The sequence below is a fragment of the Emticicia sp. SJ17W-69 genome (assembly GCF_051209875.1).
Classification (GTDB): domain Bacteria; phylum Bacteroidota; class Bacteroidia; order Cytophagales; family Spirosomataceae; genus Emticicia.
Map to the genome: position 1 here is coordinate 1 of NZ_JBNTQY010000004.1, position 13,463 is coordinate 13,463.

A 13,463-nucleotide genomic window follows, 5' to 3' on the forward strand; every position below is an offset into this window, starting at 1 on the left:
TTTTCAAAAGCCACTAACTCTTGGCGAGAAATGTATGTTTATACGCCACCAGGCTACGATAATGCTACTGAAAAATATCCAGCCGTTTACCTACTTCACGGTGGTGGTGAAGACCAACGTGGTTGGGCTACCCAAGGCAGAACCGATTTGATTTTGGATAACCTCATTGCCGAAAATAAAGCAAAACCAATGGTAATTGTCATGATGGATGGTAATTTTCAAGGTGGTGGTGGCCCGGCAGGATTTGGTATCCAACAACTCAATCAGTTTGAAAACGAACTCAAAAATGCAGTAATTCCATTCGTAGAAGCCAATTTTAAAGTTTCGAACGAGGCTAAAAATCGTGCTTTGGCAGGTCTTTCGATGGGTGGTTTACAAACTTTACACGCTGGTGTTCGCAACTCCGATGTATTCAATTATCTCGGCGTATTCAGTTCGGGCTGGTGGGCCAATAATACCAAACTTTCAGACCCACAATACGAATTCATGAAGACCAATAAAGATAAAATAAATGCCAATATCAAAGAGTTTTGGATTTCGCAAGGTGGCAAAGAAGATATAGCCCACGCTAATTGCCAAATTATGATGCAGAAATTTGATGAAATGGGTATCAAATATAAATATAGCGAATATGCAGGCGGACATACTTGGCCAGTTTGGCGTCATGATATTTACGAATTTTCGCAGTTATTATTCAAATAAAAGACAAAGTATTATCAATAGCGAAGACGGACATTGTCGAAAGTTTATTGAAAAATATCCATTTATTACCATTGCCATATCATATTTATTAAGGAAATCTTGCTGGGTCACTTAGAGATGGCTCAGCAGGATTTGTAGAAGAGTTCAAATAATTTAAAAGCACGCCCAGTTCCACCATTGGCAAAAGCATTGGTTGACCACAGAAAACTTGATATTTCTGTTCAAGAATTAGAGGATATGATTAAAAATGATGAACAAACCAATTTGTATTTATGTCAAAAATATAAAAAGTATCTAAAATTTTAGAAAAGTTATTTTTAAAGAACTCAAACGATGAAAAAAATACGTAAATCATTGGTTACTACTTTGTCATTTATTTTGTTTCTTAGTGTACAAATTCTTATTGACAAAGCTATTGCCCAACCTCCTGGTCAGCAAAGAGCACCGCTCCCACCAATACCCTTAAAAGGCGACACCTCGCATACTTTAACAAGGCACTTTAAATTTGCTAATAATACCAAAATACCTCCGTATGAGAATGGTTTTATACATAGATGGCTGGTGTTGGAACCAATCAAGAAAGACATTGCAAGAAATAATATTTTCACGGACAATTATTTACGCAATGAGTTCAAAAACAATAATTTTTCGGAAGATTATTTATTGATACCAAAGCCTGGTGAAATGGTGAAGGTCGGAAATCAAGACCTCGACTGGTATGCTCTCGATAGTAAAACCTTTAATTTTAATCTGTTTAATTTTTCTTATGACATCAACAAACCAAAGTATGGATTACTTTTTTGGTTGGTTACGGTTATTGACTGTGCAGAGGAAATACAGCATGTAAGAATGACTGCCGGATGTAATTCGGGAGGGATGTTTTGGCTCAATGGTCAAGAAGCACTTATGCTTTCTGGTGATAGAGACATGATTGTTGACAACGTGGCTTCACCATTAATAACCTTAAAAAAGGGGAAAAATATTGTTCGTGGAGCAGTAATTAACGGCCCTGGTATGGCCAATTTTTGCCTTCGTTTTATTGATGAAAAGGGCAAGCCTGTTAAAAATATCAGTATCAGCAAAGATTAAAATCCAATCCTAATTTTACAAAGATGAAATTTAAACTAATTGCTTTTTTAGCAGTATTACTCACAAATACAATATTAGCCCAAGTTGGCAAGCCTTTTATCCATGACCCATCAACCATTATAGAATGTGACGGAAAATTCTACACCTTCGGAACAGGTGGCGGAGGATTAATATCAGAAGATGGTTGGTCATGGTTTGGTGGGGGTGTAAGACCAGGTGGAGGTGCTGCTCCCGATGCCATAAAAATTGGCGACCGCTATTTAGTGGTTTATGGAGCAACTGGTGGCAGTCCTTCGCACAAGGGTATCATTTACACTATGTGGAATAAGACGCTCGACCCAAAATCGCCCGACTTTAAATATTCTGAACCCATCATCGTGGCTACTTCTGATGGCTATGAAGAAAACGATGCCATAGACCCAGGTATAATGTTAGACCCCACAACTGGTCGCCTCTGGTTAGCCTACGGCACTTATTATGGATTCACTCGCATTATAGAATTAGACCCAAAGTCAGGTAAACTTAAAGCTGGAAATAAGCCCGTAGATGTGGCAATAGTGTGTGAGGCCGCCGATTTGATATATCGAGATGGCTGGTATTATTTGCTTGCTACACACGGTAGTTGTTGCGATGGTGCAAACTCAACTTATAATGTGGTAGTGGGTCGTTCGAAAAAAGTAACAGGGCCTTACATTGATAACGTAGGTAGAAGCATGATGGAAGGCGGTGGTAAAATGGTGGTGGCTACACGTGGGAGACAGATAGGTCCTGGCCACTTTGGACGAATAATTCTTGAAAAAGGTATTGAAAAAATGTCAATTCATTATGAGGCAGATTTAGACCAGAGTGGCCGCAGTGTATTGGGTATCCTTCCTATAGTCTGGAAAGATGGCTGGCCAGTAGCTGGTGAAAAATTTAAAGAAGGAACTTATGAAATAGAATCGGTTAGAAGAGGATATGGCTTAGAACTCGCAGTAGATTTTAGTAGAATGGCTGGTGCTCAACGTGGCTTTGGACAAACAAATAACGAGCCTATTAAACCAGTACCTGCTCAGGAATTAGCCGATGTAATCAAAAGTTGGCCAACAGGTAATATTAATGTCCGAATAGGAGATTATATGTATCGACCGCATCAAAAATGGACTATTACCGATGCCCCTGATTCTACGGGTTATTTAGGAGGTCCGTATTATAAAATTGTATTAGCAGGTACCGAACGAGCATTAGCCGCAACCGCCGATGCTCAGGTGATAACTGTCCCTGCCTTTACAGGTAGCCCAGAACAATTATGGAGAATTGACCAATTGACTGACGGCACTTATAGAATAATGCCCAAGGTAGTACCAAATTCAAGCAAAAAATTAGCATTAGTTTCAGCAGGAGATAGCACACCAACACTTGCCGAATTTGACTTTGATAGCGATAATTCTAAATGGAATTTCAGAGTGCATTAATTGTGGTTTGTAGAGCGAATAGGCAAAATTGAAAAGCTTTTTTCTTTATCATTATCAATTTTCAGCGTCGTGGCATTTACCCAAAATCCAATTGATGGTAGCTGGAAAAGCATCCGTGAAACACCCAACGGCATATTTGAAGTAAATCATAAATATTTTTACCATTGTTTTATTTAATATAATTTAAGTTTTGAAATACTCATTTAGTATTCTGTTATCTTTTTGTTTTTATTGCTCCTTTGCACAAATGCAACCCTTTGCCTTGCAAGATGTAAAGTTGTCAAAAGGCATTTTCAAAAATGCTCAAGAAGTAGATTTAAAGTATATTTTGGCTTTAAATCCTGATAAATTACTGGCTCCCTATTTGATGGATGCAGGATTGCCACTAAAAGCCGAGCGTTATGGAAACTGGGAAAGTTCGGGTTTAGATGGGCATATAGGCGGACATTATTTATCTGCTTTGGCCATGATGTATGCAAGCACCAGCAATGCCGAAATGAAAACTCGCTTGCAGTATATGGTCGGTGAACTGGCCCGTTGTCAAGCAAAAAACGGCAATGGTTATGTGGGCGGAATACCCAATGGTAAGGTATTTTGGGAGCGAATTCACAATGGGGATATTGATGGAAGTAGTTTTGGTTTGAACAACACGTGGGTTCCACTTTATAACATTCATAAACTTTTTGCTGGTTTGAGAGACGCTTATCAATTTGCTGATAATCAACAAGCAAAACAGGTTTTTATTGGTTTGGGAGATTGGTTCGCCGAACTCATAAAACCACTGAGCGATGAGCAAATTCAGCAAGTATTACGCACTGAACATGGAGGAATGAATGAAGTTTTTGCTGATTTATTTATCATCACAAAAGATAAAAAATATTTGGACCTTGCTCACAAACTCTCTCATCGAAACCTTTTAAACCCATTACTTGCCAAACAAGATAAACTCACTGGCCTACACGCCAACACCCAAATTCCAAAAGTTATTGGCTTTGAGAAAATTGCTAAATTGACCAACAACGCCGAGTGGTCAGATGCAGCCCAGTATTTCTGGAAAAATGTTTCTCAAACCCGAAGTGTGGCATTTGGTGGCAATAGTGTGCGTGAGCATTTCAATCCTACCAACGACTTCAAGAAAATGCTGGAAAGTAATCAAGGCCCCGAAACCTGCAATAGTTTCAATATCCTTCGGTTGAGTATGGCTTTGTTTCTGGATAAAAATGACATCAGTTATCTCGATTTTTATGAGCGAACACTCTACAATCACATTTTATCAAGCCAGCATCCCGAAAAAGGTGGTTTTGTTTATTTTACCCCTATTCGTCCCAATCATTATCGAGTTTATTCTCAACCTAGTACGAGTATGTGGTGCTGCGTAGGTTCGGGGATAGAGAACCATACCAAATACGGCGAATTGATTTACAGCCATTCTGATAAAGATATTTTCGTCAATTTGTTTATTCCTTCAGTTTTGAATTGGCAAGAAAAAGGCATTCAATTAAGCCAAAACACAGATTTTCCTTACAAAAACAATTCGGAATTGGTGTTGAAACTGGCAAAACCTCAAACATTTTCACTCAATATTCGCTGCCCGAAATGGGCTGAAAGTGTAAAAGTAAGGGTGAATGGCAAAGTCCAAACTATAAATGACCAACCATCAGCATACATGAGCCTTAGTAGAAATTGGAAAAATGGAGATAAGGTTTCGATTGAATTTGAAATGAAAACGCATCTCGAATACTTACCTGATGGTTCTAATTGGGCTGCATTTGTGCATGGGCCGATTGTCTTGGCCGCCAAAACCTCAACAGAAGATCTAAAAGGTCTTTTTGCCGATGATAGCCGCATGGGCCACGAGACAAAAGGCAAACTTTTTCCTATCAATAAGGCATACGCAGTTGTGGATGATTCGGGTAACTTTCTTTCAAAAATAAAGCCTCATAAAAACCTTAGATTTAATTTAGATTCGCTTACTTTACAGCCTTTTTACGAAATACACGATTCACGTTATCAAATGTATTTTCAAACATTTGACAAGAAAGCCTATGATACTTATCAAAGCAATCTAAAACAAAAAGAGGCAGAAACTTTGGCAATTGAAGCCAGAACGGTTGATAAAGTAAATTGTGGCGAACAGCAACCCGAAGTTGACCATTCATACAAAGGTGAAAAAAGTGATGTAGGATACGACGATGAGCATTTTTGGAGAAATACTCGCTCCTACATTTCTTATCAATTACAAAACCATCAAAAAGTTGGTAAGTATCTCGAAATAAGCACTTTAGATAATATCAACAGCGACAATATTCAAATATTTATCAATGATAAACTTATCGAACCAACAAAAGTCGATAACAAAACATTAAGAATAAATGCTAGTGATGATGAGGCAATTCACATAAAAATTATGGCTAAAAATAATATTGTTTCGCCACGTTTTTATCAATTCAGAATTTTAAAAGAATAAATTTCCAATATAAATACATCTAAAACCCCAATACTTAATAAGGTGAAAAAAACAATTTTATTTTTTATTGCTGGTTGTGCTATGCTATCGGCCACAGCTCAAACAAAAATTACCCTTAATACTGATTTGGCCAAAACAAAAATCAGTAAACACATTTACGGACACTTTGCCGAACACCTCGGTCGCTGTATTTATGGTGGAATGTATGTAGGCGAAGGAAACACTAAAATTCCTAACACTGCTGGTGTCAGGAATGACGTAATTGCAGCTCTCAAAGACCTAAAGGTGCCAAATCTTCGTTGGCCAGGTGGATGTTTTGCCGATGCTTACCAATGGAAAGATGGCATCGGGCCGAAAGCCAGTCGTCCTAAAATGGTGAACGTTTGGTGGGGTGGGGTAACAGAAGATAATAGTTTTGGTACACACGATTTCCTTGATTTGTGCGAACGTATCGGTGCCGAACCGTATTTGGCAGGTAATGTAGGAAGTGGCTCGGTAAAAGATTTAGCTGACTGGGTAAGCTACGTTAATCAACCAACGGGAAGCCCGATGTCTGACCTCCGTATTCAAAATGGTCGTAAACAACCTTGGAATGTAAAAATTTGGGGAGTTGGCAACGAAGCTTGGGGGTGTGGTGGCAATATGACGGCCGAATATTACGCCAATATTTATCGTCAGTATGCTACTTTCATGAAAGATATTACGCCTGAATCGAAACTTTATAAAGTAGCATCGGGTGCAAGTAGCGATGATTTTGCTTGGACCGAAACTTTGATGAAAAATATCCCACACAATATGATGTCGGCATTGGCTCTACATCATTATTCGGTGTTAAGCTGGCGAGATACCAAAGGCCCTGCTGTTGGTTTTACAGAAGCTCAGTACTTCAAAACTATGGAAGAAGCTTGGAAAATGGAAGAGTTTGTGACAAAACACAGCACAATCATGGATAAATATGACCCCGAAAAGAAAATCGACTTAATCGTTGACGAGTGGGGTGGTTGGTACGAAACCGATGCCGAAGGAAAAGGTGCTTTATATCAACAAAATACCATGCGTGATGCCATGATTGCCGGTCTTACACTTAATATTTTCAATAACCATGCCGAGCGAGTTCGTGGGGCAAATTTGGCTCAAATCGTGAATGTTTTACAGGCTGTGATTCTAACGAATGAAGAAAAAATGTTGCTTACGCCTACTTTTCATGTAATGAAAATGTATAATGTGCATCAAGATGCTACACTTGTTCCGATGAGCATTGAGTCACCAACCTATACTTTTCAAGAAAAAAAGCTCAGAGCAGTTTCTGCATCAGCTTCAAAAGATGCGACTGGAGCATTGAATATTTCATTAACAAATATTGATTTTAGCAAACCTCATGAAGTTACAATTAATTTAAGAGGGGAGGATTTCAGCAAAGTGTCTGGTCAAATTTTGTCATCAGCAAATATCAGCGACCATAATACCTTTGAACAACCAAATAAAGTAGCCATCAAAGACTTCACTGGGGCAAAACTTGAAAAAGGAATTTTAAAACTTTCAATACCTGCTTATTCAGTCATTGTTCTAAAAGCAATAAAATAATCAAGATTCTTATTGTAAACTTTTTTAAAAATCATACTTTTCAATCTGGAAAGTATGATTTTTAAATATTGGGCAAAGAATATTGTCCAAAAACAAAATATATGCTACTTTTACATAATTTAATTGTGTGCAATTAGTATGTACATAATAAATTAATTTAGTAATTCTTACAAAATCGATGTTTGAAATCGCAAAGTCTTTGTTTTTTTACGAATAAAAACGGACCGATAAAAACTAAATTATTTATTGAAACTTAATGGAAAAGTACCATCATTCAACCCGAATTCTTGTTGCACTTGATTGTATAGTTTTTGGTTTTGATGGAGACGCCCTAAAACTTCTGTTGGTGAAAAGAAACTTTGAGCCAGAGAAGGGTAAGTGGTCATTAATGGGCGGGTTTTTAGAAGAAAACGAAGACCTGGAAGTTGCAACAAATCGAATTTTGTATGATTTGACGGGCTTGAAAGATATTTATTTTGAAGAAATTCAGACCTTTGGGAAAGTCAATCGTGACCCAGTTGAACGCACGCTCTCAGTTTGTTTCTTTGCTTTGATTAATATTCATGCTCATGACCAAGATGCAGTAAAAGCACAAAATGCTTTTTGGATAAACATCGAAAATAAGCCTGATCTTATTTTTGACCATAATGAAATGGTAAATGTTGCCCTCGAAAGACTTCGATACAAGGCAGCTTTACACCCAATTGGTTTTGAACTTTTACCTGAAAAATTTACTATTCCACAGCTACAAAAACTTTACGAAGCTATTTATCAGACACCGCTTGATAGAAGAAATTTTAGTCGAAAAATTTTATCGGCAAATCTATTAATTGATACTGGTGAAAAAAATCAGCAATCGACCACTAAAAAAGCTATCCTTTATCGTCTTGATAAAGAGAAATACCAAAATAAATTTAATGCTTTTCATTATTTTATTTCTGATTCTATGAGATAAAATAAAAATAAATATAGTCTAAATTTTTAAGGTTTAAAATATAATGTGTTAATTTGACACAAATAATATGAAAACGACATTTACAATCGGAATTGACTACGGAACTGATTCAGTGAGAGCATTGGTGGTAAACAACCAAACTGGCGAAAACATTGGTACAGCCGTGCATTATTATGAACGATGGAAACAAGGTTTATACTGTAATCCTTCAATTTCTCAGTTTAGACAACACCCACTTGACTACCTCGAAGGCCTTGAGAGTGCAATCAAAGGTGCATTAGAAGGCCTTTCGGAAGTAATTAAGCAAAGTATTGTCGGAATTTCAATTGATACCACGGGGTCAACCCCCGTAGCAGTTGATGAAAAAGGCACGCCACTGGCATTATTACCTGATTTTGCAGAAAATCCAAATGGAATGTTTATTCTTTGGAAAGACCACACTGCCAATGCCGAAGCAGAAGAAATCAATCATTTGGCTCATCATTGGGAGGTAGATTATACAAAATATGTTGGTGGAATTTATTCATCGGAATGGTTTTGGGCAAAGATACTCCGTACACTTCGAGTCGATGAGAGTATTCGTTCAAAAGCATTCTCGTGGGTCGAACACTGTGACTGGATTTCTGCTGTTTTAACTGGAAATACAAATCCATTGACAATGAAACGTTCACGATGTGCTGCGGGCCACAAAGCCATGTGGCATGAAGAATTTGAAGGTTTGCCATCAGAAGATTTTTTTATAGAGCTTGACCCACTTTTGGCTGGTTTACGAGAAAGACTTTTCAGAAATACTTACACTTCTGACGAATCAATGGGGAATATTTCAAGCGAATGGGCAGAAAAACTGGGACTATCTACAAATGTTGTTATTGGCGTAGGTGCGTTTGACTGCCACATGGGTGCGGTAGGAGCCGAAATCGAACCCTATGATTTTGTGAGAGTAATGGGAACATCTACATGCGATATGCTCATTGCACCAAACCGTAACGACGGACCGCTCGAAATTGGTCATTTACTCATTAAAGGGATTTGTGGACAAGTTGATGGCTCTATTATTCCAAATATGCTTGGAATGGAAGCTGGGCAATCAGCTTATGGTGATTATTATGCTTGGTTTCAGCGAGTTATTACTGAGCCTGTACGTGAACTTTTAGGCGAAAAAACCGCTGAAGAATTATCACAAAAACTTATTCCATATTTATCAGAGAAAGCAGCTCTCTTGCCCATTTCTGAAAATGACCCAGTAGCAACGGATTGGATAAATGGACGTCGCACACCCGATGCCAATCACGAACTAAAAGCAGCATTTTTAGGACTGAATTTAGGCACAGATGCCGTCAAAATATTTAAAATGATTGTTGAGGCTACAGCGTTTGGTTCGAAAGCAATCGTTGATAGATTTATCAATGAAGGTGTGCCAATCAAACAAGTAATTGCCATTGGTGGTGTGGCAAAAAAATCACCTTTTGTCATGCAAACGCTTTCAGATGTGCTGAATATGCCAATAAAAGTAGCAAGTTCTGACCAAGCGTGTGCTTTAGGAGCGGCCATGAATGCCTCTGTTGCAGCTGGTGTTTATACCAATCTCCGAGATGCACAAAAAGCGATGGGGTCTGGCTTCGATGCACGTTATGAGCCACGTGCGGAGTACGTTGAGGTTTACCAAAAATTATATGGAAAATATCAGAAATTAGGAAAATTTATAGAAAACAATGCTTGATTTAAAATCTTATGAGGTTTGGTTCATAACTGGCAGCCAACATTTATACGGTGAAGAAACACTCCGTCAGGTTGATGAACATTCAAAAATTATTGCCGACTCGCTTAATAATTCATCAAAAATTCCTGTAAAGATTGTTTTTAAACCTGTTGTAAAAACACCAGAAGAAATCCTGACGATTTGCAGAGAAGCCAATGTTACGCCAAACTGTGTGGGTATTATTACTTGGATGCACACTTTTTCGCCCGCCAAAATGTGGATTCGTGGTCTTAATGCTCTTCAAGTACCGCTTTTACACCTACATACGCAGTTCAATCGTGATATTCCTTATGCCGATATTGACATGGACTTCATGAACCTTAATCAGTCTGCTCATGGAGATCGTGAATTTGGTCATATTATGTCAAAGATGCGATTGAATCGAAAGGTTGTGGTCGGGCATTGGCAAGCAGCATCTGTTCATGAAAAAATCAATGTATGGACACGTGTGGCGGTGGCAAAATACAGAATGCAAACCATGAAAGTAGCCCGCTTTGGTGACAACATGCGTCAAGTAGCAGTGACTGATGGCGATAAAGTTGCAGCCGAAATGAAATTTGGATTTTCGGTAAATACTTACGCTGTTGGTGATTTGGTACAAGTAATCAATCAGATTTCTGATGCTGCAATTAGTAAATTAATTCAAGAATATGAAGACACGTATGCTTTGATGCCTTCGTTGACTAAAAATGGAGATAAACGTAGTTCATTAGTCGAAGCAGCACGTATTGAATTAGGTTTGAAAGCATTCTTAGAAGAAGGTGGCTTTTCTGCTTATACAAATACATTTGAAGACCTTCATGGTATGCGTCAACTTCCTGGGATAGGTTCACAACGTATGATGGCGGCTGGCTATGGTTATGGAGGAGAAGGTGACTGGAAAACATCAGCTATGGTGCATATTATGAAAGTGATGGCAAATGGAATGAAAGGAGGAAATTCATTTATGGAAGATTACACTTATCATTTCGACCCAGCAAATCCGATGGTTTTAGGGTCACACATGCTCGAAATTTGTCCATCCATTGCAGCCAATCAAGTAAAATGCGAGGTTCATCCGCTTGGAATTGGCGGTAAAGAAGACCCAGTTCGTTTGGTTTTTAATGCTTCATCTGGGCCAGCCTTAAACGTATCATTGGTTGATTTAGGTAATCGCTTCCGCTTGATAGTCAATGAAGTAGAAGCTGTTGAAGTGACAGAAGAGTTTCCAAAACTTCCCACCGCACGAGCTTTATGGAAACCCCAACCAAGTATGGAAGTTGGTTTACAAGCTTGGATTTTGGCAGGAGGAGCTCATCATACAGTTTATAGTCAAAACCTTACTACTGAGTACATTGAAGATTTGGCCGAGCTATTCGATGTAGAGTTGGTGGTAATTGATAAAGATACTACTATTCGTGGTTTGAAAAATGAGCTTAGATTTAATGATGTTGCTTATAAATAAATAGAATGGAAAATCCGTAAGTTTGTAAGTGTTTGTTTACTAATTTACTGTCACCAATTCTTTTATACAAAATATGGCAGAATCATTCATTTCTAAAAAAGTTTTAGCACGAAAAAGAATAGCCTTAGTGGCACATGATAATAAAAAAGATGATTTAATAGACTGGGCGATTTATAATAAAGCTGTTTTATCAAAACATCAATTATTTGCTACTGGAACAACAGGTAAATTACTCGAAGAAGCCCTGGATATTTCTGTGGTAAGATTATTGAGTGGTCCTTTGGGTGGCGATCAACAAATCGGTGCTTTAATTGCCGAAGGGAAGATTGATATGCTTTTTTTCTTTTGGGATCCAATGGAAGCACAGCCTCATGACCCCGATATTAAAGCTTTGTTACGTTTAGGGGTGGTGTGGAATATTCCAATGGCTTGCGATCGTGCAACTGCGGATTATATAGTGACATCAGCACTGATGCACACTGAATATGAAGCGGTTGTACCTGATTATAAGAATTATTTAAAAAGAAGAATAGGATAAATATGCAGTTAGATATATCATCCTTACAATGAAAATATAAAAAATTGATATGTATCAATCTTTAAAAGAAGAGTGTTTTGAGGCAAATATGATGCTTCCAAAACTGGGTTTGGTTTTATTTACTTTCGGGAACGTAAGTGCAGTTGACCGAGAAAAGGCAGTTTTTGCTATCAAACCAAGCGGTGTACCTTACGAATTTCTAAAACCAGAAGACATTGTAATTATGGATTATGACGCAAAAGTGGTGGAAGGTAAAATGCGGCCATCTTCTGATACCAAAACACATGCTCAATTATACAAAAATTGGGACGATATTGGAGGTATCACGCACACACATAGTACTTATGCAGTAGCGTGGGCTCAAGCGGGCATGGATATTCCTATTTTTGGTACGACTCATGCCGACCACACCCACCAAGATATTCCTTGTGCAAAAGTGCTAACCGATGAAATGATTGAAGGCGATTATGAATTTGAAACTGGAAATCAAATCTTTGATTGTTTCAAAGAAAAAAGCCTTTCGTATAAAGAGGTAGAAATGGTTTTATTGCAAAATCACGGGCCTTTTACGTGGGGAAAAAATGCCGAAAAATCAGTATATAATGCGGCAGTTTTGGAAGAAGTGGCTAAAATGGCGATGCTTACACTTCAGATAAACCCAAATACGCCAAGAATAAAAGATACATTACGGATGAAACATTATGAGCGTAAACACGGTAAAAATGCCTACTACGGACAAGGTTGTTAATCAAAAAACATAAAAATTATCACAAAAAAACATTAAAAAAAATGAAATTTTTTATCGACACAGCCAATTTGGCGGAAATTAAAGAAGCAAATGATTTGGGTGTTTTAGATGGTGTAACAACCAATCCATCGTTAATGGCAAAAGAAGGCATTTCTGGCCAAGAGAATATTCTAAACCACTATAAAGCGATTTGTGAAATTGTAGATGGCCCGATTTCGGCAGAAGTAATTTCTACTGATTTTGAAGGGATGATAAAAGAGGGTGAAGCATTGGCCGATTTGCATCCAAATATTGTAGTAAAAGTGCCTATGATTAAAGACGGTATCAAAGCAATTAAGTATTTTACACAAAAAGGTATTAAAACAAATTGTACATTGGTGTTTTCAGCGGGACAAGCACTTTTGGCAGCTAAAGCTGGAGCTACTTATGTTTCACCATTTATTGGCCGTTTAGATGATATCTCTGTCAATGGTTTAGATTTAATTCAACAAATTCGTGTGATTTTTGATAATTATGGATTTCAAACTCAAATTTTAGCAGCCTCTGTTCGACACCCAATTCATATTATTAAATGTGCTGAAATTGGCTCAGATGTAATGACAGGTCCATTAAGTGCAATTTTAGCATTACTAAAACATCCACTTACAGATAGCGGCTTAGAGAAATTCTTAGCTGATTATAAGAAAGTAAATGGATAAATAAAGACATCATTGATATATACTA

General features: G+C 37.8%; 11 protein-coding genes. All 11 read left to right on the top strand.

The window, feature by feature from the left end; translation table 11 throughout:
* Window positions 1–702, top strand: a 702-nt coding sequence (locus ACQUQZ_RS24790) for an alpha/beta hydrolase (RefSeq protein WP_435357906.1), incomplete at its 5' end; no start/stop codon positions are given.
* 333 nt (window positions 703–1,035) lie between these two features.
* Complete coding sequence (locus ACQUQZ_RS24795) at window positions 1,036–1,791, top strand: acetylxylan esterase (protein ID WP_435357907.1); 756 nt, start codon at window positions 1,036–1,038, stop codon at window positions 1,789–1,791.
* Window positions 1,792–1,814: 23 nt separating this feature from the next.
* Entirely contained in the window at window positions 1,815–3,245 is a 1,431-nt protein-coding gene (locus ACQUQZ_RS24800; protein WP_435357909.1) for a family 43 glycosylhydrolase, read from the top strand.
* Between the two features lie 247 nt (window positions 3,246–3,492).
* A complete protein-coding gene (locus ACQUQZ_RS24805; RefSeq protein ID WP_435357911.1) occupies window positions 3,493–5,712 on the top strand; it encodes a beta-L-arabinofuranosidase domain-containing protein in 2,220 nt (739 codons plus the stop codon).
* A gap of 42 nt (window positions 5,713–5,754) precedes the next feature.
* Window positions 5,755–7,296: an alpha-N-arabinofuranosidase gene (locus ACQUQZ_RS24810; protein WP_435357913.1), complete on the top strand. Its 1,542-nt coding sequence runs from the start codon at window positions 5,755–5,757 to the stop codon at window positions 7,294–7,296.
* Between the two features lie 256 nt (window positions 7,297–7,552).
* Complete coding sequence (locus tag ACQUQZ_RS24815) at window positions 7,553–8,251, top strand: NUDIX hydrolase (protein WP_435357914.1); 699 nt, start codon at window positions 7,553–7,555, stop codon at window positions 8,249–8,251.
* 67 nt (window positions 8,252–8,318) lie between these two features.
* Entirely contained in the window at window positions 8,319–9,971 is a 1,653-nt protein-coding gene (locus tag ACQUQZ_RS24820) for a ribulokinase (RefSeq protein ID WP_435357916.1), read from the top strand.
* Window positions 9,964–11,454, top strand: a complete 1,491-nt coding sequence (gene araA, locus ACQUQZ_RS24825) for an L-arabinose isomerase (RefSeq protein WP_435357918.1) — start codon at window positions 9,964–9,966, stop codon at window positions 11,452–11,454. Before ACQUQZ_RS24820 ends, araA begins: the two co-directional genes overlap by 8 nt.
* Window positions 11,455–11,527: 73 nt before the next feature.
* Window positions 11,528–11,992, top strand: coding sequence for a methylglyoxal synthase (locus tag ACQUQZ_RS24830; protein ID WP_435357920.1), 465 nt, complete (start codon window positions 11,528–11,530; stop codon window positions 11,990–11,992).
* A 49-nt stretch (window positions 11,993–12,041) separates the two neighbouring features.
* Window positions 12,042–12,740, top strand: coding sequence for an L-ribulose-5-phosphate 4-epimerase (locus ACQUQZ_RS24835; protein ID WP_435357921.1), 699 nt, complete (start codon window positions 12,042–12,044; stop codon window positions 12,738–12,740).
* A gap of 41 nt (window positions 12,741–12,781) precedes the next feature.
* Window positions 12,782–13,438, top strand: coding sequence for a fructose-6-phosphate aldolase (gene fsa / locus ACQUQZ_RS24840; RefSeq protein ID WP_435357922.1), 657 nt, complete (start codon window positions 12,782–12,784; stop codon window positions 13,436–13,438).
* The last annotated feature ends 25 nt before the right edge of the window (window positions 13,439–13,463 follow it).

What these genes read in the sequence shown, in the direction of transcription:
- ACQUQZ_RS24795 (WP_435357907.1), top strand. Translation starts at nt 1,036, where the DNA reads ATGAAAAAAATACGTAAATCATTGGTTACTACTTTGTCATTTATTTTG.
- ACQUQZ_RS24800 (WP_435357909.1), top strand. Translation starts at nt 1,815, where the DNA reads ATGAAATTTAAACTAATTGCTTTTTTAGCAGTATTACTCACAAATACA.
- ACQUQZ_RS24805 (WP_435357911.1), top strand. Translation starts at nt 3,493, where the DNA reads ATGCAACCCTTTGCCTTGCAAGATGTAAAGTTGTCAAAAGGCATTTTC.
- ACQUQZ_RS24815 (WP_435357914.1), top strand. Translation starts at nt 7,553, where the DNA reads ATGGAAAAGTACCATCATTCAACCCGAATTCTTGTTGCACTTGATTGT.
- ACQUQZ_RS24820 (WP_435357916.1), top strand. Translation starts at nt 8,319, where the DNA reads ATGAAAACGACATTTACAATCGGAATTGACTACGGAACTGATTCAGTG.
- araA (WP_435357918.1), top strand. Translation starts at nt 9,964, where the DNA reads ATGCTTGATTTAAAATCTTATGAGGTTTGGTTCATAACTGGCAGCCAA.
- ACQUQZ_RS24830 (WP_435357920.1), top strand. Translation starts at nt 11,528, where the DNA reads ATGGCAGAATCATTCATTTCTAAAAAAGTTTTAGCACGAAAAAGAATA.
- ACQUQZ_RS24835 (WP_435357921.1), top strand. Translation starts at nt 12,042, where the DNA reads ATGTATCAATCTTTAAAAGAAGAGTGTTTTGAGGCAAATATGATGCTT.
- fsa (WP_435357922.1), top strand. Translation starts at nt 12,782, where the DNA reads ATGAAATTTTTTATCGACACAGCCAATTTGGCGGAAATTAAAGAAGCA.